Origin of the sequence: Corynebacterium testudinoris, assembly GCF_001021045.1 — a bacterium.
Taxonomy (GTDB): Bacteria; Actinomycetota; Actinomycetes; order Mycobacteriales; family Mycobacteriaceae; genus Corynebacterium; species Corynebacterium testudinoris.
Genome location: NZ_CP011545.1, coordinates 1,939,742 through 1,963,297, shown reverse-complemented (window position 1 = coordinate 1,963,297; position 23,556 = coordinate 1,939,742). Strand labels below are relative to the sequence as shown.

Sequence of the window (23,556 nt, the reverse complement as noted above, 5' to 3'; positions counted from 1 at the left end):
ATGCACTTCACCAGCTGGGATCGCAGCGACACCGACGCCCCCGTCCTCCTCGCTGAGGACGGACCGCAGGAGCTCGGCCGCTTCGCCGCCGAGACCGCTGCCGTCAACGGGTCGACGTGGAAACTGGACTTTGACAAGAATGCGGGCGCTACCGCCACGCTTATCGACGGCCGCGTCTACCGCGCCGTCGGCAACTTCCGCAAGGACAAAACCATCGAGGTCGTCCTCGGGGAGAAGAAGTTCACCCTCGTCAACGAAAACAGCAGCAACTGGATCATCGACGATGCCGCCTCGAAAAAGGTTGCGCAGTTCTCCGGTGCAAACCACGGCGTGCGCAAAGCCATCCTCGAATTCGAGGGCGAAGCAGCCCTGCCGGTCGAAGAAGTCGCCGCCTTGTCGTGGTTCGCGCGGCTCATCCTGGAAAGCCGGTTGTCCAAGTCCTCCACGGCGGTGATCGGCACCCTCGCGATCATGACCGTCGTGGCGATCCTGGCGTTCATTTTCTAGGGCCCCCACCATGGCGGACGCGGCGGGAATCTTCGAACCGGCTCCCGAGGGACCGTGGGAGTGGATTGGCAATGAGCTCATCGACCCCGCAGGAGACACCATCGCGCGCGTCCGCTCCGACGTCCTCTACTGCGACTCCGAGCGCCTGCTCGTTGAGTCAGTCCCCGGACCCCGCAAATTCCGCGCCCGCGCCACCACCGGCGATGGCCGCGTGTTCACCCTCGCCCAATCCGGATTCACCGTCAACGTCCTTCACGCGCTGTGCGACGGCCGAGCCTACGAGCTCCGCCGCACAAACATCTGGCGCAAAGAACGCTACATCGTCGGTGAGCAGGGCATTGTCGCCTACGTCAGCCCCCTCATCAGCGGCAAAGTCCAGTTCCGCCCCGGCCCCGCCTACGCCTCACTGCCCACCGTGGACGCAGTGTTCCTCAGCTGGGGTTGCGTCCTGGTGGACTCCCCGGTGCGGCGGCCGCGGGTGTAGGTTCCGGTCGGCGTTACTTAGAACGACCCGCCGCGGAAGCCGCCACCCCCACCTCCACCAAAGCCGCCTCCGCCGAACCCTCCGCCACCGAAGCCACCACCAAAGCCGCCTCCGCGGCCACCGCCGGAGAGGATCTCATTGATCACCATGCCGGTGACAATGCCTCCCATGTTGGAGCCACCACCGCGGTTGGAGTACTGGCGACGCTGATAATCGTCGATGTCGGACTGGGCTTGCTTGGACGCATATTGTGCCGCCACTGTTGCTTGGCGGGCAGCCTCGATGGCGCCGCGGGTGTTGGTGGTGCGCTGTTGAATGGCCTGGGCGTGAAGCCGCTTGGCATCGGCAAGGTAGGTGCGGGCCTGGGCCTTGACTACACGGCCACGGGAGGCGATGAGGTCCTCGGCGCCCTGGATGGTGGCCGTAGCGGAGTTGAGCTGCTTGGCCAGGATCTGGAGCTGGCGCTCCTGGTTGGCGGTAGTTTCGCGGACCGTGTCAAGCTGTTCGTCGAGCTCCGCATCGATAGCTGTCAGAGAGGTGTAGGTGCCCAGCGGATCGGCGCTGGCGGTCGTGCGAGCCTGGTCGAGGGCGGCGACGGCGCGACCGACGACATCGTCAAGCTTGTTCCAATCGGCGGGCGCGCCCTGGGAGGTGCCGCGGCGCTTGAGGTCGCCTGCCTCGCCGATCTCCTGCTCGATTTCCTCGATGAGGGCGCCGACGTTGGCGCGGGCGGTGCTGATGTTTTCATCGGCGTGTTCGATGCCAGTGAGCAGGCGATCGGCGACCTCGATCGCGTGCTCGGAGTGGCGGATGGCCTCCACCAGCCCGCCTTGCTCGCCGGCTGGCTTGGCCTCGAGGTCACGGGCAGAGCCCAAGGCCCCCTCTGCCTCATCGAGCGACGCGGAGGCCATCTCGATGTTGTCATTGACACTGGCCAGGACCTCCGGAGTGTAGCGTTCGCGCAGCTGGGCCATGGTGTCGGTGGCCTTCGGGAGGCGAGCGCGCAGGTCGATGGTGCGCTGAGTCAGTTCGCCAATTTTGACATCGGCGGTAGCCAGGAGATTGCGCATCTCGGCGAAGGCATCGGCCTCGGCATCGAGCGCGCGATCGGCCTGTCCACAGGAGGAGATGATGTCCACGAGCATGGCTCGGCGCTCAGCTGGCGTCTCCGGGATGGAGTCATTGAGACGTTGCTGCAGGGCAAAGGCCTTTTGTAGCGTCGTCGTCGAGTGGTTCATGGCGCGGGTGAAGGAACGAGTGCGCTCGGGCCCGAACTCGGAAATCGCCAGGTCTAGCTCCTCGCGGCCACGGCGGATCGACTCGTCGGTGGAAACAAGCTCCTCCTGCGCGCGGTGCTCGAGGGTTTCCATCGGCAGCTCGAGCATGCGGCGCGTATCGGAGGGGTCGATACTGCGGGAATCCTCCAGCACAGCCGCATCGGTCGCCTTCCGCCTACGGCGGGAATACGCCCAGACGCCACCGCCAGCGGCGACGGCAGCTCCCGCGCCGCCGGCCAGCCACGCGGCGGATTCGCCGGACATTTCGCCGGAGGATGATGCGCCGCCGATGGCCGCCGAGGCAGCCTCGTACCAGTTATTGTTCACCAGCTCGGGGTAGGCGGCATCGTACACATCGTTGAGCTCAGCGTCGGTCCACTGATCGCCGCCGCTGAATCCGAATTGGCGGGTTCCGGTGGCAATAGCCAGCACGCCGGTATTCCCGCCGCCGTTGGCCGCGACGGCGGCTTTCGTCCACTCCTCGGGAGACATATCACCGAAGCTAGGCAAGTACACGACGAAAATCGACTTCTTTCCATCGATCTTGTACTGCTGGATTTTCGATTCCAGCTCCGCGCTCTGCGAGGCATCGAGCACCCCCGACTCGTCCGTCACCGGCGCCGACAAATGCCCTGGTGCGAGCGTATCCGTCGCTGTTGCTTGCGCCAGCACAGTCGACGGACTCAACGCCAGCGCAAGGGGAGCGCCGCCGAATAATGCAGCGGCGGAGATGCCAGCCGCGGCGGCCATGGTCTTCGGGCGAGGCATCGAGGGTTTCATGCGCACCAGACTACCGCCCAGCCTGGCACACTGTCCGATGTGAAAGCTCCCTATTTCCTGGCAGTCGTGGCATTGGCTGGTCCGGCCCGCATCCTCACCCATGCTTATTTGCGCCGCCGTTTCCCCCTCCCGCACGCCCGCTCCGCAGTTGTGCTCGGCACGGCCCAATATGATGGACGTCCCTCGCGGCAATTTGCCGCACGCCTGGACCACGCCGTCTTGCTGTGGGAGGAGGGCCGGGTGGAACATTTCTATCCCGTCGGCGGGAACCTGCCGGGTGATCGCTTCACCGAGGCGGAGGTTGGACGGACCTATCTCATCGACCACGGGGTGCCTGCTGAGCGGGTGAGCGCGGTGGGTCGAGGCAATGACACCCGCGGGTCGTTCTGCGCCCTACTCGATGAGTATCCCGATCTCGGCCCGGCCCTTGTGGTCACTGATCCTCACCACAGCTTGCGGGCGGAAAGAATCGCCCGGGAGCTGGGTATTGATGCTTACGCGTCGCCGACGCAGACGAGTCCCTCACGCTTCCCTCGTCCGTCGTGGTGGTTGACGCTGTCCCACGAGCTGGGCGGCCTGGCTGTGGTCGACGCCTCCCTTGTTGTCGGGCGTGACAAGGCGGAGGAATTGGAGAGTACGCTCCGGCGGATTCAGTCTGCCCTGCGGCCATCGCGGAAGGCGCGTCATCAGCAACTCGACGCGGAGAAGGCGGCGGGGGAGAATCCGTGCTGAGGCTCGCGGCAAATATGCTGGGTGGACGAGATTTAAAGGAGACTGATGTACCGCTATAACGCCGCTGACACCGCCCGCCGGTTCGACGAGGCACCCAAGGGTAGTGACTTCGAAAACGCCACCCCGGATCATCGCGGCGACTTCGGACGCGATCGTGCGCGAGTGCTCCATTCTGCGGCTTTGCGCCGGCTGGCGGACAAAACCCAGGTCGTTGGCCCCCGTGATGGGGATACCCCGCGCACCCGGCTGACGCATTCGCTGGAGGTCGCGCAGATTTCCCGCGGGATCGGCACCGGCCTTGGCCTTGATCCCGATCTCTGCGAGATGGCCGGACTCACCCACGACATCGGCCACCCGCCGTACGGCCACAACGGTGAGGTCGCGCTCAACGAGGTCGCCGGAGATTGCGGTGGTTTCGAAGGTAACGCCCAGACCCTGCGCATTCTCACCCGCCTCGAACCGAAGATCGTGTCCCCCTCCGGCGAGAGCTTCGGCCTCAACCTCACCCGCGCTGCCCTCGACGCTGCCTGCAAGTATCCGCGCACCCGCACCAACTCCGATGGCAGCGTCAACCGCAAGTACGGCTGCTACGACGAGGACGCCGAGATCCTCGCCTGGCTGCGGGAAGGCCACACCGACGAGCGCCCCGCGATGGAAGCCCAGGCGATGGACTGGTCAGACGACATCGCCTACTCCGTTCACGACGTCGAAGATGGCATCGTTTCCGGCCGCATCAACCTTCACGTCCTGTGGGACCTCGTCGAGCTCGCCGCCTTGGCGGAAAAGGGTGCGCGCGCCTTCGGCGGCACCCCCGAAGAGCTTCTCGACGCCGCCGATTCTCTCCGCCAGCTCACCGTCGTCGCCGCAGCCGCCGACTTCGACGACACCCTGCGCGGCTACGCAGGCCTCAAAAGGATGACCTCCGAGCTAGTGGGACGCTATGTCGGGGCGACGGTGCAGGCAACCCTTGAGGGAGCGCAGACAAGCAAGAGCACCCTCGGCCGCTACCACGGCGAACTGATCGTGCCACCCCAAGCTCTTGCCGAAGTGACGCTGCTGAAGACCATCGCCGTGCTGTACGTCATGGACAAACCCGCACACCTGGCCCGCCAAGACCGCCAACGCGAACGCATCTACCGCGTCTTCGACTACCTCACCGCCGGTGCACCCGGCTCCCTCGACCCGATGTTCCGCCAATGGTGGGAGGAAGCGGACACCGATGCCGCGCGCCAACGAGTCGTCATCGACCAGATCGCCTCGATGACCGAATCGCGGCTCGAACGAATGGCGAAGCGATCGGCCGATCTGGCTGCATTTATGGATTAGTCTTCCGCGTCCGAATGGGCGCTGACTGTCTCCACAATGATGTCGAGCACCTTTTGTATTGATTCTAAAACGACTTCCTACTAGGTCCGGTAACATCTCCGGAATTGCCAGAGTCAATGAGGGATGAGCGGACCAGCCGTAAAGATAGAGAATTCGCTGGCCGCGACAGCCTCGCATTCTTAGTGGAGACCCGAATGGATAGTCGTACCGATGTGCCGTCGGATCAGGACCTGACACCTGCTAGCCTCCGGAGCCACATCGAGCTCTGGATAAAGAACCACGTGGCAGCGACAAAAATACTAGTTGCTGCTGCCATCGTGGTGACTGTTCTGGCAGTCAGTGCGGTTATTCCGAGCTTTAGTCCCGATGCTCCTGAAGAAGCCTTTCCTGAGGTAGCTGCCCCCACCCAGCTGGAGCCCACTGATCCGAACCTAGACACTGACGGTGACGGTATCCCCGATCTTGTGGAGGAAGAGGGGTGGACGACACTTGCCGGTCACACCTATGTCACTGATCCTAAGAACCCTGACACTGATGGAGATGGGCTGACCGACGGCGTCGAAGCTGGTCAGCCTGCTGAGAATCTTGCAGAGGCGTCGCTTTACACTGGTGTCTCCGACCCTTTGAAGGCTGACTCAGACGATGACGGCCTAAATGACAAAGCGGAGGTCCTCGGATGGTCAACACAACGGGGCGAAACGTTTATCACCAACCCCATGAATCCCGATACCGACGACGACGGCCTTTCAGATGGAGACGAAGCCGGCGAAGTAGTCGACGGCCAGGCGGATAGAGCAGTCTATGTCGGGTTCTCGATCCCAACACTCGGCGACACTGATAGCGACGGGGTATGGGATGCAGAGGAAGCTAACTCGGGAACAGATCCTTATTCCCAAGACACCGATGGAGATGGACTTTCCGATTTCCTAGAGCTCAACCTGGTTGGTACTGATCCCAGAAATGAAGACACCGATGGAGATGGCTTCACCGACAAATATGAAGATGAAAACCGCCAATCCGATGGATTAGATCCACAATTTGAAGATGTGAAAGTCTCGAGGTGGGACTATGCCACCGACTTCGCAAAGGGTGCGTTTGCAGGCGATGCCATGCCTGTGGACTCTATCGCCTGGCTTGCCGGAAACCTGGCAGTCGGTGGGGCGAGCTTCCTTCCGGTGGTCGGTTGGGTTATTGGCGGGATGTCGGACATTCGTGATGCGGTTGTCGCAGCGATTAACAATGACTGGGTCGGTGTTGGCGTTAATGTTGTCGGAATCGTCCCGATAGTTGGTGACGTTACCTCGATCTCAAGAAAAGTCGAGAAGTTTCTCTCGACTAGCCCGCACTTAGCTCCGCAAGTTGCGCGCGTTGTTTCACAACTCAATCATGTTCCAGGCCCCGATCGAATCAGGGTCGTGAAAGCCATGCGACCTAACAGCTGGGAGTCACTGAAGAAAGCAGGGGCTGATGATGAGAGCTTGTATCGCCTGTCCACAATTGGCCGCATGGATCTCGACCGATTGAACAATCTGTTGGATCGACCTGGACATGTATCAGGAAGATCCGTTCAGTTCATGAATGACGGCAAAGCGGGAGAAGACTATTTAGAAAGAAGTCGAAGCAGGTTCTTCGCTAAAGCGGAAACTCAATTCTCGGAATCAACCAAAGGGTGCATTACCGTCTGTAATCCTCACATCAGGAGATTTGACGTCGTAGCTAGAGGGATTGCGCATGAGGCAAAGGTTGGGTTTAAGACCCTTGATTCCACTACGAGGAGGCAGATCGAATCGGATGCGTATCTTATCTCGACTGGGCAGATCAAAGGTGCTCACTGGCATTTCTATCCCAGTGCGTACACGAGCAAATTGGGTGCTAGCGATCCTTTGATAGACCTCCTTGAGGAGAAGGGAATCCGCTACACTATCCACCTTCCGAAAACTCGATGACGCAACCGTTCGCATCGCAGACGCTGCTAGTTCTCCGCGTCCGGGATCTCGCAGAAAGATCCGTAGTGGTCGTCGCTGTAGTACCAGACATCCGGGTCCGATTTGGAGCCTCCGCCAACGACGATGCGGCGTTCACCGCGGTGCCGCAGGCCCGGGGTGTCGACGGTGAAGCTGCGGTAGTAGGAGCTGCGCTCGTCGGGAAGCACGCCTTCGTAGTTGCCGAAGTGACCGCCGTCCTCGCCGGGGTACTCGTAGGGTCCGCCGGCGAGGATGTCATCGATGACGGGTGGGGCCTGGTCCGGTAGGCTGTCCACCGGACAGGTGGCGAGCCCGCTGGTGCTGGCGGGGGCGTCGATACGCTGGGGTGATGTGGTGAGATCGACGCCGAACCAGGCGGCGCCGGCGGCGAGCACAATGGCGCCTGCGACGGCGAGGGTGGAGTTCTTCTTCACGGGTCGATCCTAACGAAGGCACTAGTTTGACCTGCGCGGTACCCTGTTCGTTATGGCTAAGGGACGCATTCCGGAGAGTGATATTCAGGCGATCCGTGAGCGCGCTGCGATCGAGGAGATTGTTGGCGAGTACGTCCAGCTTAAGCCCGGTGGCGCCGATTCCCTGAAGGGTTTGAGCCCGTTCAAGGACGAGAAGACGCCGTCCTTCCATGTGCGGCCTAACCGTGGCTATTTCCACTGCTTCTCCACTGGTAAGGGCGGTGATGTGTTCACGTTCCTCATGGAGATGGAGCACATTTCCTTCCCGGAAGCGGTGGAGCAGGTTGCCCAGGAAATCGGGTACACGATCAATTATCAGGGGGGTTCGACGGGGGCGCGTCGAGAAGAACCGGGCACCCGCAAGCGGCTGATCGATGCCAACCGCGCGGCCCATCAGTTCTACCGCGAGCAGTTGGAAACCCCGGGGGCGCAGAAGGCGCGCGAGTTTCTGCTGGACCGCGGGTTTTCGCAGGAGCACATTTATGCCTTCGAATGTGGCTATGCCCCCGAGGGCTGGGATACGTTGACCAAGCACCTGTTGCGGAAGGGCTTCGAGTTTAAGGAGCTGGAGGCGGCGGGCCTGTCGAAGATGGGCCAGCGCGGGCCGATCGACCGTTTCCATCGGCGCCTTCTGTGGCCGATCAAGGACCTTTCGGGCAATGTCATCGGCTTTGGGGCTCGCAAGCTTTTCGATGATGACAACATGGGCAAGTACATGAACACCTCGGACACGATGCTCTATCACAAGTCCAAGGTGCTCTTCGGCCTGGATGTCGCGAAAAAGCACATCGCTGCGGGGCACCAGGCGGTCGTGGTCGAGGGATACACCGACGTCATGGCCATGCACGCCGCCGGAGTCACCACTGCCGTCGCGGCGTGTGGCACTGCCTTCGGTGAGGAGCACTTGCAGATCCTGCGGCGCCTCATGCTCGACGACAACTACTTCCGCGGCGAGCTCATCTACACCTTCGACGGTGATGAGGCCGGACAGAAGGCAGCGATGCGTGCCTTTGAGGGAGACCAGAAGTTCACCGGTCAGTCCTTCGTCGCCGTCGCCCCCGACGGGATGGACCCCTGTGACCTGCGTCTGGAGAAGGGCGAGGCTGCGGTCCGCGATCTCGTCGCCGACCGCATCCCCATGTTCCAATTCGTCGTCGAGTCCATGTTGCGTGAGCACAACCTGGACACCGTCGAAGGACGCCTCCAAGCTTTACGACGCACCGTCCCCGTCGTCGCCGGCATCAAGGATTCCGTCCTGCAGACGGAATACGCCCGCCAGTTGGCGGGCTGGATCGGCTGGCCCAACACCGACGAGGTGCTACAACAAGTCCGGGAGGAGGCGCGCCGCCCCAAGCCGGAGATGAAGCAGCGGCGAGCTACCCGGTTTGATAGCGACCAGTCCGCGCCCGTGCAGACGACTCCCACGATGCCGCTGCCCAACCCCCGTGATTCTTTCCTGTGGCCTGAGCGGGAATCGCTGAAACTGGCGCTGCAATATCCCGAGCTCGCGGGCACCTACTACGACGGCATTAGTCGGGAGGCGTACACCCACCCGGCGTATCGGATGGTTCGTCAGGCCATTGAGAACAACGGCGGGTGCGCAGCTGCGCACACCGGCGTGGACTGGATTGCCACCGTCGCGGGAGACATGGCCGATCTGGCGGGCCGTCAATTGGTGTCTGAGTTGGCCGTCGAGGACATCCCCGTCGAGGACGAGGCTCGGGCGGAATACACCGACTCGGTGCTTTCTCGCTTGCAGGAAGCACAGGTGGGTAACCACATCGCCCAGCTAAAATCACGCCTGCAGCGCATGCGGCCCTCCGACGACCCGGAGGCCTACAACACTCTGTTTGCCGACCTCGTGGCGCTAGAGCAGGCGCGCCGGGAACTCAACGAACGCGCCTTCCGCGGCCGGACCCCGGCCTAGTCCGAATCAGGCTCGAGGACCTGAGAACCGTCCGCCTGGCGGACGTTTTTCACCTCACGCATGCGCGGCTGCGGGTCGAGCTTATTAGCCACGGCCTTACGAGTAGCCGTCACTGCCGACTTAGCCACCGGTGAGTTCACCGCGGCCGAGTAGCCCTTCTTGATCTGCTCGAATCGACGGCGGCCAGCCTTGGTTCCGAGGACGTAGCCTGCGGCGGCTCCGACAACGAACTGGATCATGGGGTGCGTGCTCCTCAAAGTGGTGCGGACAGGAATGGGGACTAGCCTACCTGCGCACCGAGCGAACAGCATGGATGAAAGGGGAGACAAACAGCGCCCAATCAGCTAGTTTCATATCAATAACAATTTCTTAGTGAGAACTCAAACAGGGATTGGGCCTCGATGTTTGGTGAATTCGGTGGTGCAGGGCAGCTCTCGGCGCACGCGTCGGCGACGCTAGCTCTGACTGCCCTGCTCTACACCCACGTCGGCGATGACCGGTCCGCCCTCACCTCCGCCGCCTCGGCGGTGGCCCATCCTTACATCTCCGTGACCGACACAGAGTCCTGACCTTCCACTCCGGAATGCTGCCGGGCGAAATATCCAACTTTTGGATGATGTTAGAGTTGGCCTCATGGAAGCACGTGCCAGCACTACCTCGCGCCGTCCAGCTGCTTCTAGGAAGCGACGTCGCAAAGGAATCTCCCCTTGGGTGCCCAACCAGCACGGCGCCTGGGCGATGCTCATCAGCCCGGCGGTCCTAGGGCTCATTGCGGGAATCGTGACCTGGGTCCGGGAACCCGCGCCGGGATGGCAGCCAGCGATCGTGCTTCCCGCTGTCCTCATCGCGTGGTTCTTCGGCTACTTCGCGTTCTTCGCCTTCGGCCTCGTGGCTAAAGCGCGCACGCCCGAAAGGCGAGCGCAGTACATCACGCCGGTCTACGTATACGGCGGAATTTCTTTGGTAGGCATCGTGGCGGCTCTTCTGCTGCAGCCAGCCTTGTTGTGGTGGGCGATCCCTTTCACCCCGCTGGTCGCGATCGCAGTGTGGGAAACGTTGCAGGGGCGTCCTCGATCGACGGTCTCCGGAGTCTCCACGACGGTTGCATCCGCGCTCCTTTTTCCCGCGTTGGTCATGGTGGGGCAGGGGATAGGGGCAACGACCCCGCTTGCTCTCCCCTCATTCGCCTGGTTGTCGATGGCCTTCCTGGCTCTCTACTTCACCGGCACTATCCCGTTCGTCAAAACCATGATCCGCGAGAAAAACAATCCGCGTTACCTCTTTGGATCGATTGCTTATCACGTCGCCGCAGCATTGGCGGTAAGCGTCCTAGTGATCGCTTGGCGTCCGGGCCTGGTGGCCGCGGGGCTGATGCTTGCAACCATGCTCGTGGCGCTCGCCAGGGCTTGCTACATCCCTTGGTCCGCCAAGCAGGGGCAGCCGTGGTCCGCACGCCGCGTGGGCATGGCAGAAATGCCGATCCTCTTGCTCGCGTGCGGGGCCGTCCTGGCAGCGGTGTTGTAGCCCTGACATGCAAAAAGGCCCCGGAATTTCTTCCGAGGCCTTAATTATTTGCTCCTCCAACTGGGCTCGAACCAGTGACCCTTCGATTAACAGTCGAATGCTCTGCCAACTGAGCTATGGAGGATTAAATTGTCTGCCGCTCAGTCCTTATCGGTCCTGTGCAACGAGTCATAACTATAACGGGGTGGCGTCGAAAGTGGCAAATCGCCAGGTCATAGATAGATTCTTGCCGATCCGGGTGGGGGATTATTGGAAGGCCCAAAGGGGTAGATATACTGACCAAGTTGTAACTGGGGGCTGTAGCTCAGTCGGTTAGAGCCGCGGACTCATAATCCGTAGGTCGCGGGTTCGAGCCCCGCCGGCCCCACTTTGCACTGGCAAAACGCCCCCACAGACATCGCCTGTGGGGGCGCTGCCAGTAGGACTGCCGTGGTCAACAGCATGCGTCTGTCTCTAACTATTTATTTCCGCGATGCTGTAGAGGTTTGGAAGCGAGAAAGATGTCAGCGGTGATCGGTGGCTCCGTTCGCCAGTTCCCAGGTCCTCTGAAAGAACCCGGGCACTGACTAGTGAACACAAGATCCAGCTCGTAGCAGGTGTATCCCGCACAATCGACTACCTAGATGCCTCCCATTTTATGGTGCTGGAGTGCTGGCGAGACTAGTTCGAGGTGGACGCATCAGAACGTGAGCACAATGCGACCGTTCACCTGCCCGGCGTCGAACCTTCGATGAGCTTCGACAGCATCGGCGGCAGGGTAGGCGGCGGCCACATCTAACGGAAGTACTCCCGCCTCGGCCAGGTCACGCAGGCCGACGATGGCAGCGTGATCGGTCATGTGCTGGCGGACATTGACCATGGCCGACGTGATGCCTCGGTCCAGGTTGCCCAGATCAGTTCGCGTTGACACGACGCGGCCACCGTCGCGCACGACAGGTAGGTGCTGCTCGTGTGCCGGAGTTGTGTCGAACAGGCCGTCCACTCCACTGGGGGCCGTGATCTGCATCTGTTGGAGAAACTCGGCGCTTCGCGGCACGAAATCATCGGCCCCCAAGCGGCGCATCAGCTCGAGGTCCCTGTCGGCAGCCAACGCAATCACCCGGAGACCGTCGGCATGGGCGAGGGCGACGACGAAGCGGCCCACAGCACCGCCGGCACCTGCCACCAATAGCGAGTCGCCCTTGTTAAGGCCGAGTAGATCCAACCCGGCCCGTGCGGTGAGTGCGGGCATGAGGAAAGAGGCGGCCTGCTCAGCGCTGGAACCGAGCGGTGCTTTCGTTACCGACTCGGCAGGCAGCACCAGGTATTCGCTGTATCCGCCGTGTGTGCCGAAGCTGTTGACTAGCGCCACCGCGTCTGTGCCGAGTGTTAGGTCGCTGGATTCATCAACACCGGGGCCGATCGCATCAACGACCCCGGCAACGTCCATACCAGGGACATAGGGTTGGGGGGTGTCGCCGTACCACTCAGATAGTGCGCCTTGGCGCAGCATCACGTCGGCGGGGTGAATTGCGGCCGCCTTAACCCGCAACCGAATCTCGCCCGTGCCGGGCTCAGGGGTCGGCAGCTCAACCGTGTGCAGCACGTCGGGGCCGCCATAGCTCGTCAAACCTATTGCTTTCATCTCTACTTCCTTGAAGTGGTCTGAGTTTGTGGGAGTGGTGTATCGCGCGGCGTAGACGCCAGCGCAGTTTTCTGGGTCATAGGAGGTGCAGTATTCGCTCCAGGGGGTATCCGAGGGAGGATTGCAACTGGCGCCAATGATACCGCTGCATCTAACTGGCTGTGGGGGCCTGAATCCCGGAAAGAGGAGAAGGAGTTTCATCAAAAGGCGAAGGTAATCTTGGCGGTTCATGAATGCTTGGAGGCGTTTTGAGAGCGACAGCCGCATCGCGGGTCGCCCCTTGAGGTTCTGGGAGCCAGGCATACTGGGCAGATCGAGGTGGGAGATCTACGTAGGGGCCAACAACCTGGGCCCCTGAATTCCGTCAGCTGAGCTCACGGATCAATGTGCTGCGTGGCGACTAGTCATCATTCACGTAGTACGCGATGGTTTCCTCATCGAGGTTCCAGGCTTCGTCGACGGCAGATCCGGAAACAGCAAGCTGTAGTGAGTCGAGGATCATGTGCCAGCCCATTCCGAACTCCCTGGCGGGTTCCCTCGGGACCTCGCGGTGATTCAGGGAAAGCCTGGAGCCATCGGCAGTTGGTTGAATCTCCCATTTCACGATGGAAGGCGTGGGTACTCCATCCCAGTTCCACGAATGCTCTAGGTGGCCAGCCCCAGTTGTAGGCGCTTGAAGCGAGATGACGTCGCCGGTGGCTTGACCTTCGTCGCCGAAGTCGTACAGGACTTGTCCGCCGACAAGGGGTGAAATGGTGGACCCTGGCAGCCACTTGGAGAGTTTGTCGGGATCGACTAACCACTGCCATACAACCGATGGGGAAAATGGGAAATGTCGCTCGAAGTGGATCTGGAATGATCCGTCTTTACCGATGCCGAGGGAGCCGCGATGAAGCCCCGGATCGTCCGATTTTGAGGTCATGATTAGCCTTCCTTTTTCATTTCGGACTCGAGTCGGTCGAGAGCTGCGTTCCAACGTTGTCGCTGAGCTTCGAGCCAATCTAAGGGTCCTTCGAGGGCGTCTTTGTTCAGTGAGTAGATGCGTTGTCGTCCGCGAGGTTCGACCTCTAAAATCTCGCTCGCGGAAAGGATGTTGAGGTGCTGTGAGATGGCGGGACGGGAGACGGAAAAATGCCGTGCAATCTCACCGGCGGGACGGGGGCCGGTGGCCACCAGCTCGATGATCTTCCTTCGGGTGGGGTCGGCGAGGGCTTCGAATCCGTCCATGACCAAAGAGTAAGTGTCGGCTTACATAACTGTCAAGGGTGTGGACCGTCAATTCCCCACGCTATTGACCCACTCGCCACCCACTGCCACACTTGCTCCCCAATGAACATCTCTGATTTTCGTGACCTCTATGACCAGCAGCTGCGCACGTCCGCAGAGGTGGAGTCGGCCTCCAGCTACACCCGTCTGGGGCCGCTGTGGATGGCTAAGTATCCCGGCCAGGGGTTTATTACTTACCGATCCATCGCGTCCGAGGTAGACCTGGAAGCACTTATCCTGAAGGCCCTCGACTATTTCTCGGCTGATCCGAGCATCGAGGAAGTTGAGTGGAAAACTCGACAGCACGATGATCTCCCGGATCTCTCCCGTTTGCTGGTCAAAAACGGCTTCGTTTTCGATGAGCCGGAAACGGTGATGATCGGCACGGTGGAGTCGGCGCTCAGCGCGGGCGCCGGCCTGCCGCCGGGTTACCGCCTGGAGAAAGCACACAACGAAGAGGACCTGCGCGAGGCCACCACCCAGGCGGGCGCGGTGTTTGGTGATTCCCCTGAGCGGACCGAGCGGCGGTATGAGGAGCTTGTCGCGCGCGCGAACGCGGAGCCGAATAGCTTCGAGATGTGGCTGGTCCGCGGGCCGGCGGGCGATGTGGTGTGTACTGGCCGGGTTGATTTCGTCACGGGAACTGATTTCGCTGGGCTGTGGGGCGGGGCCTGCAATGAGGAGCATCGCGGTCAGGGGTTGTATCGCGCGCTGACCGCTCAACGCGCACGCTCGGCGCGGGAGCGGGGCAAGGAGTTTCTTCAGGTTGATTGCACGGGGTACTCGCGCCCGATCCTTCAGCGCGCCGGGTTGGTTCCGGTCACGGTCACCACTCCGGCTATCTGGACCCGCTAAAGCCTCAACCTCTACTTGAATAAACGGGGGTTGAAGTGGAGGTTTAGAGTTGCCGGTGTGACGGGTGGGGAGAATACTCGGTGACAATCGCAAGGTGCACGAGAGGCCGTTGGGGAAGACGAACCTCGTCTTGCACTGCTTAGGCAGTGTTCGTGTTGGCCGAAGGAAATTCGACATGACCACCCTTGCACCAGAACTCGCACGCTGGCTCGGCGCGGCCGATGCTTCGGTCATTGATGACCACCCGTGGGAGCACCCCGACGTGTCCGCTCACCTACCCGATACCGCCGCTGCCGCCGTCCTCACCGTGTCGGGGATGCCTCGAGCCGTGCGCCGGGACGTCGAGACGGCGATGGTCGTCTGCGTCCCTTCCGGGTCGCAGTTGTCCGTCCCGGGGGCTGATCCACTCACCGCCGAGTGGTTCACTGCATGGCGACGCTCCGTCGGCCCCACCGAGGGCGTCTACCTTGCCTGTCGGCAGGTCCTCACCGGCACGCCGGGTGAATTGGCGCACCTCAACACGGTGGTGAGCAATCTCGCGACCCGCCACCATTTCACGGCGGAGCTGGTTTTGGTTGACTGAAGGCATGACTCAGCCACGAAAGATCATCCTCGACTGCGATCCGGGACATGACGACGCCGTCGCTATGCTGTTGGCCGCGGGGAGCCCCGCCATCGACCTGGTGGGAGTGACCACCATCGGCGGGAATCAGACCTTGGATAAGGTCACCCGCAATGCTCAGCGCGTGCTCACCATCGCCAACCTGCACGATATCCCCGTCTATGCCGGCTGCGCCCGGCCGCTGCTGCGGGAGCCGCGCAATGCTGGAGATGTCCACGGCGACAGCGGCATGGACGTCGAAAATTTTGAGCTCCCCGACCCGGCGGTTGAGGTGGAGCAGGCTCACGCCGTCGACTTCATCATTGACACCGTCATGGCCTCCGAGCCCGGCAGCATCACCCTCGTGCCCATCGGCCCCCTGACCAATATCGCGCTGGCGGTGCGCAAGGAACCCCGCATCGTCGAGCGGGTCAAAGAGGTGGTGCTCATGGGAGGGGGATACCACGAGGGAAATGCCTCCGCCGTGGCGGAGTTCAACGTCATCGTTGATCCAGAGGCCGCGCACATCGTGTTCAACGAGCCGTGGGATGTGACGATGGTGGGCCTAGACCTCACCCACCAGGCGCTCGCCACCGATGAGATTGAGGCGGAAGTCAAGGCCATCGGCTCCGACATCGCAGACTTTGTCGTCGCGCTATTTGGCTCTTTCCGCAAGGCTTACCGAGCCAACCAGGGCTTCGAGCACCCCCCGGTGCACGACCCCTGTGCGGTGGCCTACCTGATTGATCCCGCGGTCGTCGATACGCAAAAAGTCCCCGTGGACGTGGAACTGAATGGCACGCTGACCGCGGGCATGACGGTGGCGGATTTCCGCGCACCGGCGGGGGAGGAGTGCCACACGCAGGTGGCAACCACCCTCGACCACCGCAAGTTCTGGGACCTCGTGATCGACGCTGTGCGGCGGTTGTCTCAGAAGTAGTAGCCGTCGCCGAAGGGATCGAGGATGTTGTCGGCGACGTCGGCAATGCTGTCAGCGATCCGGGTGGGGCGGTACGGGTACTTGCTGACCTCGGAGTCATCGGAAATACCCGAGCGGACCAAAATGGTGCGCATACCGGCCTCGAGCCCGGACTTCACGTCGGTGTCCATGCGATCACCGATCATGACGGCGCGCTCCGAGTGGGCGCCGATGACATTGAGCGCCGAGCGCATCATCACCGGATTCGGCTTGCCAATGTAATAGGGGTCCCGGCCTGTCGCCGCCGTGATGAGGGCCGCCACGGAGCCCGTGGCGGGGAGAATGCCCTGCGGGGCCGGACCAGTGACATCCGGGTTGGTGCAGATGAACCGCGAACCACCGAGGATCAAGTTAATGGCGGTGGTGATCGCCTCAAAAGAGTAGGTGCGGGTTTCGCCGAGCACGACGAACTCCGGATCTGCATCGGTGAGAATCCACCCCTGGCTGTGCAACAACGTGGTCAACCCCGACTCGCCGACGACATACGCCGTGCCCACCTGACGCTGATCCGTGAGGAAGTGGGCCGTGGCGGTACCTGAGGTCCAAATCCGCTCCGGCGGAATCCGCAACCCAGTCGCAGCCAACCGCGCGGACAGGTCCCGCGGGGTGTGGATCGAGTTGTTGGTCAAGACCATGAACGGGATGTCATTGTCCATGAGCTCGCCGAGGAAGCGATCCGCCCCGGGGATCATCTCACCCTCGCGGATGAGGACACCGTCCATGTCGGTCAAATACGAAATACTCGCAGTCATGTCCGCCATTGTGCTCCTTTACTGAGGATCCTGTGTGCTGACCAGCTCCGCGAGATCACCGATTGTGCCCACGCTAAACACCGTCGCATCATCGAGCCGCACGTTGAAGGCATCCTCGATGCGCACGGCGATCTCAATCATCGCCAACGAAGTAATGCCCAGATCAGCAATTCGGGCATCGGGGGTGAGGGTGGCGGCGTCCACTCCGGAGGAATCCTCGATGATCTGCGTGAGCTCGGGGGACAATTCAACAGGGGGCGTCGGTGAAGTCATGGCTCTAAGCTTAAGCCACCTCGCCCGGCTAGGTACCCTCAAGATATGGCTCCCATGCTCCACGACATTCCCACGCTCTTGCGCAGCTGGGCGCTACGCCTGACACCTACCGGGCGCCGGCATCTCGCGCTGGAGCAGGGAGCGTTGCACTCGGGCCAGCGCGAACCGGGGCTCACCAACATTGACCGCACCGGCGCCGTGGACAACGACGGCATCTCCGTTCATTGGTACGAGTACGGCGAGGTTACCCCGGGTGACAGCGCGGTCACCGTGGTGTTTGTGCATGGCTTCACCCTCGCCGCGGAGTCCTATTATCGGCAGGTCAATCACCTGCGGCAGCGCTGGCCCGAGGCTCGCCTGCTGCTCATCGACCTCCGTGGGCATGGCCAGACCGGCACCGTCCGCCCCGAACAATGCACGGTAGATGGCGCCGCCGACGATGTCATGGCCGTCCTCCGCGCCCGCGATATCCACGGCCCCGTCATCCTCGTCGGCCACTCGCTCGGGGGACTCGTGGCGCTCAACCTCATCCGCCGCTGCCCACCGGAGCTCTACGCCCAGATCGCGGGGCTGGTCCTGGTTGCCACGTCCATCGAAGCCCTCTCCGCCCAAGGTGTCCCACAGCTCCTCGCCTCGCCGGTCGCCGACAAGATCTACCAAGCAGTCGAGGCCTCCCCAGAAGAAGCCAACAAGTTCCGGGAGGAGGCCACCCGCTTCCTCGCGCCGGGTCTTGCCGTCGCGGTATTCCATCGACCCACCGACTATGACGTCATCGAGTTCCATGCCGCGATGATTCATGAGACCCCGCTGGAGACCTTCGTCGGCTATTTCGATGACCTCCAATCCCATGACGAGCTCGCGGCCGGGGAGAAGCTGCACTCCATTCCGGGCTACGTCATCGCCGGTGAGAAAGACGATGTCACCCCCCTGAGTCAGGCGCAACGGCTCTGCGAGGTCTGGCCCGAGGCGTGGATGCAAATCTCGCGCGGCTCCGGCCACATGATCCCGCTGGAGTCCCCCGGAATCCTCAATGCCGCCATCGATCGCCTTGTCGGCATGGCTCTGGACTCGCACTAGACTCAGACGAATGAGCGCTCTGGAACTGCTGAAGGACTGGCCGGTGGACAATGTCGCGGCCGCCGTCATCGATGGCGACGACATTAATCGGGTGGGGGATCTGGGCAAAGTCTTTGAGCTGGCCAGCGTGACCAAGCCGCTGAGCGCCTACGGCTTCCTCATGGCCATCGAGGAGGGGATCTTCGAGCTGGACACCCCGCTGGGCCCCGAAGGGTCCACCGTGCGCCACTTGCTCTCGCACGCCTCCGGCGTGGGCTTCCGCGCCGAGGATCGCGTCCGCCCGGTGGGTCAGCGTCGGGTGTATTCCAACTACGGTTTCGAGCTGCTTGCCGACGCCGTCGCCTCCGCCGCCGGCATGTCCTTCGCCGACTACCTCCGCGAAGGCGTCATGGAACCACTGGGCATGCAGTGGACGAGGTTGCGCGGCTCCGCGGGCTGGCAGGCGGAGGGCACCGCCCACGACCTCATCACCTTCCTCCTGGAACTCATGCACCCGACGTTGTTGCACCCTTCCACGATGGCGGAGGCGACCTCGATCCAATTCCCGGAGCTCAACGGCATCATCCCTGGTTACGGGATGATGAAGCCGTGCCCCTTCGGTCTTGGCTTTGAAATCAAGGGTGACAAAGATCCGCACTGGACGGGTCCGTCGATGCCCGCTGACACCTTCGGTCACTTCGGCCAATCCGGCACCTACCTGTGGGTTGCCCCCGGGACCGGCCGCGCGATGGTCGCCCTCACCGACCGCCCCTTCGGCGAGTGGGCCAAGCCGCTGTGGTCAGAGACCAACGAGGCAATCTGGCAGGAGCTTGAGCGCTCGTAGAATGGGCGCATGGCCCTTTTACTCCTGTCCCGCGGTGTTGGTGCAGTGCCCGACTTCATCTCCTCCCACATCCCTAAGCCGACCGACGATATTCGCATCGGCTACCTCAACGACGCGGCCGCTCCCTATGCCGGCGCGGAGTTCGTCGCCGCTGAGCGCGAGCAAATCGCGGAATTGGGATATGCCCTCACCGACATCACCGTCGCCGACTTCGATGAGCCGGGCGGCTTCGCTGCGGCCCTCGACACCATCGACGCCCTCTACGTAGCTGGGGGAGAGACCTTCGCGCTCTTGGCAGCGCTGCGCCGTCACGGCGGGGACACGGTGGTGGCCGAAAAGGTGAGCAGAGGTTTGCCCTACATCGGCTCCAGCGCCGGGTCGATCGTGACCGGGCCGAGCGTGGAACCGGCCTCGCTGATGGATGACCCGTCCTTAGCCCCGGACCTCGACGATTGGGCGGGCCTCGGGCTCGTTGACCGGGTCATCATTCCCCACGCCGACGGGCAGCTACCGCCGTACCCTGCCTCCCTCATCGCCCAGATCAAGGACACGTACGGGGCGAGCTTTCCGCTCACCTTCCTCAACGACGACCAAGCCCTCCTCGTGGAAAACGGGCAGTCGCGGCTGATTGCGTCGCCCTGACTTAACCACCCATGATGCGTTGCCACAGGCCGGGGCCCGGGGGATTCATGGTCACCACCCTGACGCTGGAGCCCTTCACTCGGCCGGTGAGAATCACGCGCGGAGCACCCGGCACCGGAGCCGTCGTCTGCACCTCGACGGAGGACAGAAAATCACGCAGACGATTCTCCACGTGTACGCCGGGCGGAACAATGACCTCAATAGTTGATCCGGTCGCATTGATATCAAAGGTGCACACCGGGCTGCTCGCGGAAGCCTTGCGCAGGTCCAGGTACATCGAAGAACCGGTGAGTTTGAACACCGAATGAGCCGGAACGGTCCACTCTCCGGCGCGGCGAATGGTGCCCATCGTCGACGACACTGGCTGCGATTGAGACAGCGGAGGCTGGACTACCTGGCCCGGCTGCGACATGGGGACAGGCGGGCCCTGATACGTGAGGTAGCGAGCCCGGATCTGATCCAACACAGCCTTGTCATTGGTGGACCAGACGATGTCCATGATCTCATCGAACTCGGCGATGTTGAGGCGGCCGGCGCCCACCAAACGCGTGAGGTTGGCCTGGAGGTCTTCACGATCGGCGTCGCGGGGTGGGATCGGGCGGGTCATGGGATCATTCTAACGGGGACAAGGCGGGCGTCGATAAGCACAGGGCGGCAGCCCCCGGATGGGGACTGCCGCCCTGTCAGCGCTGAGGCCGCTGAGGACCGCTTAGGCCTTGGTCGGGTCATCCAAGTGATACTTGGCTGCCGCCTGGGCGGCGACCTCAATGTCGATCTTTTCCTCCTGCGCCAGGCCCAGGAGGACAGCGACGACCACGGACTCGGCGTCGGTGTTGAAGTAACGACGCGCCGCCGGGCGGGTATCGGAGAAACCGAAACCATCCGTGCCCAGGACGATGTACTCGCCGGGGACATACGCCCGGATTTGCTCCTGCAAGTCAGTGGCGAAGTCAGAGACCGCAACGTACGGGCCGGAGGACTGCTTGAGCTGCTTGGTAGCAAACGCCTCCTCGACCTCCTCGCCCGGGTGACGCAGCTTCTGCTTGTTCTTCGCCGCACCATCGCGGGCCAGCTCGACCCACGACGTGACGGAGTAAATGTTGGCCTGGACGTTGTAATCCGCGGCCAGAATCTCCTGCGCCTTGATGGCGGCCTGCATACCAATGCCGGAGGCGAGGATGGAGGCCTCGTGCCCATCAGCATCAACATCCGTGGCAGGGGAGTAGAGGTAAACACCCTTGTGCAGGCCCTCAACGTCGAGGTTTTCCGGCTCAGCCGGCTGCGGGGTCGGCTCGTTGTACACGGTGAGGTAGTAGATGACGTTCTCGCCGCGGCCCTCGCCGTACATCCGGTCAATGCCCTCGCGGAGGAGGTGCGCGACCTCGTAGCCGAAGGCCGGGTCATAAGACACGACTGCCGGGTTCGTGGAGGCCAGGATCTGCGAGTGGCCATCCATGTGCTGCAGGCCCTCGCCGGTGAGGGTGGTGCGACCAGCGGTAGCTCCGATGAGGAAACCACGCGCCATCTGGTCAGCGGCCGCCCAAATGCTGTCGCCGGTGCGCTGGAAACCAAACATCGAGTAGAAGATGTACAGCGGCACCATGGCCTCGCCGTGGGTGGCGTAGGAGGAACCGACGGCCATGAAGGACCCGACGGAACCGGCCTCGTTGATGCCCTCGTGGAGGATCTGGCCATCAGTGGCCTCACGGTAGGACAGCATGAGATCGTGGTCCACCGGCACGTAGTTCTGGCCGTGCGGATTGTAGATCTTCAACGTCGGGAACCAGGAGTCCATGCCGAAGGTACGGGCCTCATCCGGGATGATCGGCACAATGCGCTCACCCAAGGTCTTGTCCCGCATGAGCTCCTTGAAGGTACGCACGAGCGCCATGGTCGTGGCCACTTCCTGCTTGGAGCCCTTGCGCACCGAGCGCAGCTTATCCAGCTCCGGAACCGGCAGCGGCGTGTAGGACTGGCGGCGAGTGGGAACATACCCGCCCAGCTCCTTGCGCCGAGCCTGCATGTACTTGATCTCCTCGGAGTCCTCACCGGGGTGGTAGTACGGCGGCAGGTAAGGATCATTTTCCAGCTCCTCATCAGAGATCGGAATGCCCTGCTTATCGCGGAAGGCCTTGAGATCCTCCGCCGTGAGCTTCTTCATCTGGTGGGTAGCGTTGCGGCCCTCGAAATTATGGCCCAGGCCATAACCCTTGATGGTGAAGGCGAGGATCGCGGTCGGACGGTCCTTCGTCTCCATCGCGCGCTGGTACGCGGCGTAGACCTTGCGGTAATCGTGGCCACCGCGCGGCAGTGCCCAGATCTCCTCATCGGTCATGTCCTCGACGAGCTTGAGCGTGCGCTCATCGCGGCCGAAGAAGTGCTCACGCACGTACGCGCCATCGTTGGCCTTAAACGTCTGGTAATCGCCGTCCGGAGTGGTGTTCATGACGTTGACCAGCGCGCCACTTTCATCCTTCTCCAGCAGCTCATCCCATTCGCGGCCCCAAATGACCTTGATGACAGACCAGCCCGCACCGCGGAAGAAGGACTCCAACTCCTGGATGATCTGGGTATTACCGCGCACCGGGCCATCGAGGCGCTGCAGGTTGCAGTTGACCACGAACGTCAAGTTGTCGAGGTTATTCAGCGCCGCGTGCTGCAGCAGACCACGGGATTCCGGCTCATCCATCTCGCCGTCGCCGAGGAATGCCCACACGTGCTGATCAGAGGTGTCCTTGATCCCCCGGTTGTGAAGGTAACGGTTGAAACGTGCCTGGTAGATGGCATCCATCGGGCCCAGGCCCATGGACACGGTCGGGAACTCCCAGAAGTCAGGCATGCCGTGCGGGTGCGGGTACGAAGGAATACCGTTGCCCTCGCCGCGGGAGACTTCCTGGCGGAAGCCGTCCATGTCATGCTCGCTCAGACGACCCTCAAGGAAAGCGCGGGCGTAAATGCCGGGGGAGGCGTGACCCTGGAAGAAGACGTGGTCGCCGCCGCCCGGGTGGTCCTTACCGCGGAAGAAGTGGTTAAAACCGACCTCATACAGCGGGGCAGCACCGGCGTAGGTGGAGATATGCCCACCGACACCAATGCCCGGACGCTGCGCACGGTGGACCATGATCGCCGCATTCCAGCGCATCCACCGGCGGTAACGCTTCTCAATCTCCTCATCGCCTGGGAACTCCGGTTCCATGGTCGTGGGGATGGTATTGACGAAGTCAGTCGAGGTCAGGTTAGGCAGGGGAACGCGCTTCGCGGTGGCACGCTCCAGCATGCGCAGCATGAGGTAGCGAGCACGAGCGGGGGAGGACTCCGCCAGGAGCCCATCCAGGGAATCCATCCACTCGCGGGTCTCCTCCGGATCCGAATCGTTGAGGTAAGAAGCGACACCGTCGCGAAGCGCGGGGTAATTGGTGTCGTCCATCCGGCTGGGCGCGGTCCGGTCTTCTGCCATTACTAACCTCCTGGTTTGGTGTGGATGTAGGAAGAACTGGCCGCGCCCGGAATGTGCCCGATTGCGCCCAGATGTCTCCACCAAGGATACGTGTTTTCCTTCGCCAACGTTCCGGCGGGTAGGTGTGAAGGTTGCAAACCCCAGCTGGCACGGTGGGTCCTAGCATGAGCGCCTTTTTGCGGTGAATGCAAAGGAAAAAACAGCGTATCGACG

24 protein-coding genes and 2 tRNA genes are annotated in these 23,556 nt (G+C 62.2%); 15 read left to right on the top strand and 11 right to left on the bottom strand.

The annotated features are described in order from the left end of the window. Positions 1–507, top strand: coding sequence for a hypothetical protein (locus CTEST_RS09390; protein ID WP_047253513.1), 507 nt, complete (start codon positions 1–3; stop codon positions 505–507). Between the two features lie 10 nt (positions 508–517). Beyond that, complete coding sequence (locus CTEST_RS09385; protein WP_047253512.1) at positions 518–991, top strand: hypothetical protein; 474 nt, start codon at positions 518–520, stop codon at positions 989–991. A 17-nt stretch (positions 992–1,008) separates the two neighbouring features. Here the strand turns inward: CTEST_RS09385 and CTEST_RS09380 are convergent, their stop codons facing one another. Beyond that, on the bottom strand, positions 1,009–3,048 hold the full coding sequence (locus CTEST_RS09380) for a TPM domain-containing protein (RefSeq protein ID WP_047253511.1): 2,040 nt from the start codon (positions 3,046–3,048) through the stop codon (positions 1,009–1,011). A gap of 108 nt (positions 3,049–3,156) precedes the next feature. Between CTEST_RS09380 and CTEST_RS09375 the strand changes: the two genes are divergently transcribed. From CTEST_RS09375 to CTEST_RS13110, 3 genes are all read left to right on the top strand, one after another. Then, positions 3,157–3,780, top strand: coding sequence for a YdcF family protein (locus CTEST_RS09375; RefSeq protein WP_162488757.1), 624 nt, complete (start codon positions 3,157–3,159; stop codon positions 3,778–3,780). 45 nt (positions 3,781–3,825) lie between these two features. Next, positions 3,826–5,106, top strand: a complete 1,281-nt coding sequence (locus CTEST_RS09370; protein WP_047253510.1) for a deoxyguanosinetriphosphate triphosphohydrolase — start codon at positions 3,826–3,828, stop codon at positions 5,104–5,106. 194 nt (positions 5,107–5,300) lie between these two features. Beyond that, complete coding sequence (locus tag CTEST_RS13110) at positions 5,301–7,052, top strand: hypothetical protein (protein WP_052844361.1); 1,752 nt, start codon at positions 5,301–5,303, stop codon at positions 7,050–7,052. Positions 7,053–7,078: 26 nt separating this feature from the next. On the opposite strand, the gene CTEST_RS09360 is transcribed toward CTEST_RS13110, so the two are convergent. Beyond that, on the bottom strand, positions 7,079–7,504 hold the full coding sequence (locus CTEST_RS09360) for a ribonuclease domain-containing protein (RefSeq protein WP_047253509.1): 426 nt from the start codon (positions 7,502–7,504) through the stop codon (positions 7,079–7,081). A gap of 52 nt (positions 7,505–7,556) precedes the next feature. On the opposite strand from CTEST_RS09360, the gene dnaG reads away from it, so the two are divergent. Further along, positions 7,557–9,470, top strand: coding sequence for a DNA primase (gene dnaG, locus CTEST_RS09355; RefSeq protein WP_047253508.1), 1,914 nt, complete (start codon positions 7,557–7,559; stop codon positions 9,468–9,470). On the opposite strand, the gene CTEST_RS09350 is transcribed toward dnaG, so the two are convergent. Then, positions 9,467–9,709, bottom strand: a complete 243-nt coding sequence (locus CTEST_RS09350) for a hypothetical protein (RefSeq protein WP_047253507.1) — start codon at positions 9,707–9,709, stop codon at positions 9,467–9,469. The two genes, dnaG and CTEST_RS09350, sit on opposite strands and share 4 nt — an antisense overlap. Positions 9,710–9,871: 162 nt before the next feature. On the opposite strand from CTEST_RS09350, the gene CTEST_RS13690 reads away from it, so the two are divergent. Together CTEST_RS13690 and CTEST_RS09345 are read left to right on the top strand one after the other, a co-directional pair. Further along, positions 9,872–10,039: a hypothetical protein gene (locus CTEST_RS13690; RefSeq protein ID WP_158408160.1), complete on the top strand. Its 168-nt coding sequence runs from the start codon at positions 9,872–9,874 to the stop codon at positions 10,037–10,039. 142 nt (positions 10,040–10,181) lie between these two features. Further along, positions 10,182–10,994: a YwiC-like family protein gene (locus CTEST_RS09345; protein ID WP_236686073.1), complete on the top strand. Its 813-nt coding sequence runs from the start codon at positions 10,182–10,184 to the stop codon at positions 10,992–10,994. A gap of 51 nt (positions 10,995–11,045) precedes the next feature. Here CTEST_RS09345 and CTEST_RS09340 read toward each other — a convergent pair. After that, positions 11,046–11,118: transfer RNA gene (locus CTEST_RS09340), tRNA-Asn, on the bottom strand. Positions 11,119–11,287: 169 nt separating this feature from the next. On the opposite strand from CTEST_RS09340, the gene CTEST_RS09335 reads away from it, so the two are divergent. Beyond that, positions 11,288–11,361: transfer RNA gene (locus tag CTEST_RS09335), tRNA-Ile, on the top strand. Between the two features lie 312 nt (positions 11,362–11,673). Here the strand turns inward: CTEST_RS09335 and CTEST_RS09330 are convergent. The 3 genes from CTEST_RS09330 to CTEST_RS09320 form a co-directional block, all read right to left on the bottom strand. Further along, a complete protein-coding gene (locus CTEST_RS09330; protein WP_047253506.1) occupies positions 11,674–12,618 on the bottom strand; it encodes an NADP-dependent oxidoreductase in 945 nt (314 codons plus the stop codon). Positions 12,619–13,018: 400 nt separating this feature from the next. Next, positions 13,019–13,540 carry an SRPBCC domain-containing protein gene (locus tag CTEST_RS09325; protein WP_047253505.1) on the bottom strand — a complete coding sequence of 174 codons (522 nt, stop codon included), beginning with the start codon at positions 13,538–13,540 and terminating at the stop codon, positions 13,019–13,021. Positions 13,541–13,542: 2 nt separating this feature from the next. Further along, on the bottom strand, positions 13,543–13,845 hold the full coding sequence (locus CTEST_RS09320) for a metalloregulator ArsR/SmtB family transcription factor (protein ID WP_047253504.1): 303 nt from the start codon (positions 13,843–13,845) through the stop codon (positions 13,543–13,545). Between the two features lie 102 nt (positions 13,846–13,947). Between CTEST_RS09320 and CTEST_RS09315 the strand changes: the two genes are divergently transcribed. From CTEST_RS09315 to uriH, 3 genes are all read left to right on the top strand, one after another. Further along, complete coding sequence (locus tag CTEST_RS09315) at positions 13,948–14,739, top strand: hypothetical protein (protein WP_047253503.1); 792 nt, start codon at positions 13,948–13,950, stop codon at positions 14,737–14,739. A 175-nt stretch (positions 14,740–14,914) separates the two neighbouring features. Further along, on the top strand, positions 14,915–15,322 hold the full coding sequence (locus CTEST_RS09310) for a hypothetical protein (RefSeq protein WP_052844360.1): 408 nt from the start codon (positions 14,915–14,917) through the stop codon (positions 15,320–15,322). Between the two features lie 4 nt (positions 15,323–15,326). Further along, positions 15,327–16,280 (top strand): uridine-preferring nucleoside hydrolase UriH, encoded by a 954-nt coding sequence (gene uriH, locus CTEST_RS09305; protein ID WP_047253502.1) that lies wholly within the window; start codon positions 15,327–15,329, stop codon positions 16,278–16,280. Here the strand turns inward: uriH and CTEST_RS09300 are convergent. Together CTEST_RS09300 and CTEST_RS09295 are read right to left on the bottom strand one after the other, a co-directional pair. Continuing rightward, on the bottom strand, positions 16,271–17,071 hold the full coding sequence (locus tag CTEST_RS09300) for an HAD-IIA family hydrolase (RefSeq protein ID WP_047254371.1): 801 nt from the start codon (positions 17,069–17,071) through the stop codon (positions 16,271–16,273). The two genes, uriH and CTEST_RS09300, sit on opposite strands and share 10 nt — an antisense overlap. Before the next feature lie 18 nt (positions 17,072–17,089). Beyond that, on the bottom strand, positions 17,090–17,344 hold the full coding sequence (locus tag CTEST_RS09295) for an acyl carrier protein (protein WP_047253501.1): 255 nt from the start codon (positions 17,342–17,344) through the stop codon (positions 17,090–17,092). Positions 17,345–17,389: 45 nt separating this feature from the next. Between CTEST_RS09295 and CTEST_RS09290 the strand changes: the two genes are divergently transcribed. Genes CTEST_RS09290 through CTEST_RS09280 form a run of 3 tightly spaced genes read left to right on the top strand, consistent with a single transcriptional unit; the run spans position 17,390 to position 19,886 of the window. After that, positions 17,390–18,421, top strand: a complete 1,032-nt coding sequence (locus CTEST_RS09290) for an alpha/beta fold hydrolase (protein ID WP_236686072.1) — start codon at positions 17,390–17,392, stop codon at positions 18,419–18,421. Between the two features lie 10 nt (positions 18,422–18,431). Then, positions 18,432–19,244 (top strand): serine hydrolase domain-containing protein, encoded by an 813-nt coding sequence (locus CTEST_RS09285; protein WP_047253500.1) that lies wholly within the window; start codon positions 18,432–18,434, stop codon positions 19,242–19,244. 9 nt (positions 19,245–19,253) lie between these two features. Further along, a complete protein-coding gene (locus tag CTEST_RS09280) occupies positions 19,254–19,886 on the top strand; it encodes a Type 1 glutamine amidotransferase-like domain-containing protein (protein ID WP_047253499.1) in 633 nt (210 codons plus the stop codon). Between the two features lies 1 nt (position 19,887). Here the strand turns inward: CTEST_RS09280 and CTEST_RS09275 are convergent, their stop codons facing one another. Both CTEST_RS09275 and aceE read right to left on the bottom strand, forming a co-directional pair. Further along, positions 19,888–20,493: a DUF1707 domain-containing protein gene (locus CTEST_RS09275; RefSeq protein WP_052844359.1), complete on the bottom strand. Its 606-nt coding sequence runs from the start codon at positions 20,491–20,493 to the stop codon at positions 19,888–19,890. Between the two features lie 102 nt (positions 20,494–20,595). Continuing rightward, positions 20,596–23,343 carry a pyruvate dehydrogenase (acetyl-transferring), homodimeric type gene (gene aceE / locus CTEST_RS09270; protein WP_047253498.1) on the bottom strand — a complete coding sequence of 916 codons (2,748 nt, stop codon included), beginning with the start codon at positions 23,341–23,343 and terminating at the stop codon, positions 20,596–20,598. Positions 23,344–23,556 lie beyond the last annotated feature (213 nt).

Excerpts from the sequence above, each read along its gene's own strand:
- aceE (WP_047253498.1), bottom strand. The coding sequence starts at position 23,343 with ATGGCAGAAGACCGGACCGCGCCCAGCCGGATGGACGACACCAATTAC.
- CTEST_RS09390 (WP_047253513.1), top strand. The coding sequence starts at position 1 with ATGCACTTCACCAGCTGGGATCGCAGCGACACCGACGCCCCCGTCCTC.
- CTEST_RS09380 (WP_047253511.1), bottom strand. The coding sequence starts at position 3,048 with ATGAAACCCTCGATGCCTCGCCCGAAGACCATGGCCGCCGCGGCTGGC.
- dnaG (WP_047253508.1), top strand. The coding sequence starts at position 7,557 with ATGGCTAAGGGACGCATTCCGGAGAGTGATATTCAGGCGATCCGTGAG.
- CTEST_RS09300 (WP_047254371.1), bottom strand. The coding sequence starts at position 17,071 with ATGACTGCGAGTATTTCGTATTTGACCGACATGGACGGTGTCCTCATC.
- CTEST_RS09275 (WP_052844359.1), bottom strand. The coding sequence starts at position 20,493 with ATGACCCGCCCGATCCCACCCCGCGACGCCGATCGTGAAGACCTCCAG.
- uriH (WP_047253502.1), top strand. The coding sequence starts at position 15,327 with ATGACTCAGCCACGAAAGATCATCCTCGACTGCGATCCGGGACATGAC.
- CTEST_RS09325 (WP_047253505.1), bottom strand. The coding sequence starts at position 13,540 with ATGACCTCAAAATCGGACGATCCGGGGCTTCATCGCGGCTCCCTCGGC.
- CTEST_RS13690 (WP_158408160.1), top strand. The coding sequence starts at position 9,872 with ATGTTTGGTGAATTCGGTGGTGCAGGGCAGCTCTCGGCGCACGCGTCG.
- CTEST_RS13110 (WP_052844361.1), top strand. The coding sequence starts at position 5,301 with ATGGATAGTCGTACCGATGTGCCGTCGGATCAGGACCTGACACCTGCT.
- CTEST_RS09295 (WP_047253501.1), bottom strand. The coding sequence starts at position 17,344 with ATGACTTCACCGACGCCCCCTGTTGAATTGTCCCCCGAGCTCACGCAG.
- CTEST_RS09370 (WP_047253510.1), top strand. The coding sequence starts at position 3,826 with ATGTACCGCTATAACGCCGCTGACACCGCCCGCCGGTTCGACGAGGCA.
- CTEST_RS09350 (WP_047253507.1), bottom strand. The coding sequence starts at position 9,709 with ATGATCCAGTTCGTTGTCGGAGCCGCCGCAGGCTACGTCCTCGGAACC.
- CTEST_RS09290 (WP_236686072.1), top strand. The coding sequence starts at position 17,390 with ATGGCTCCCATGCTCCACGACATTCCCACGCTCTTGCGCAGCTGGGCG.
- CTEST_RS09330 (WP_047253506.1), bottom strand. The coding sequence starts at position 12,618 with ATGAAAGCAATAGGTTTGACGAGCTATGGCGGCCCCGACGTGCTGCAC.
- CTEST_RS09315 (WP_047253503.1), top strand. The coding sequence starts at position 13,948 with ATGAACATCTCTGATTTTCGTGACCTCTATGACCAGCAGCTGCGCACG.
- CTEST_RS09320 (WP_047253504.1), bottom strand. The coding sequence starts at position 13,845 with ATGGACGGATTCGAAGCCCTCGCCGACCCCACCCGAAGGAAGATCATC.
- CTEST_RS09285 (WP_047253500.1), top strand. The coding sequence starts at position 18,432 with ATGAGCGCTCTGGAACTGCTGAAGGACTGGCCGGTGGACAATGTCGCG.
- CTEST_RS09280 (WP_047253499.1), top strand. The coding sequence starts at position 19,254 with ATGGCCCTTTTACTCCTGTCCCGCGGTGTTGGTGCAGTGCCCGACTTC.
- CTEST_RS09310 (WP_052844360.1), top strand. The coding sequence starts at position 14,915 with ATGACCACCCTTGCACCAGAACTCGCACGCTGGCTCGGCGCGGCCGAT.
- CTEST_RS09385 (WP_047253512.1), top strand. The coding sequence starts at position 518 with ATGGCGGACGCGGCGGGAATCTTCGAACCGGCTCCCGAGGGACCGTGG.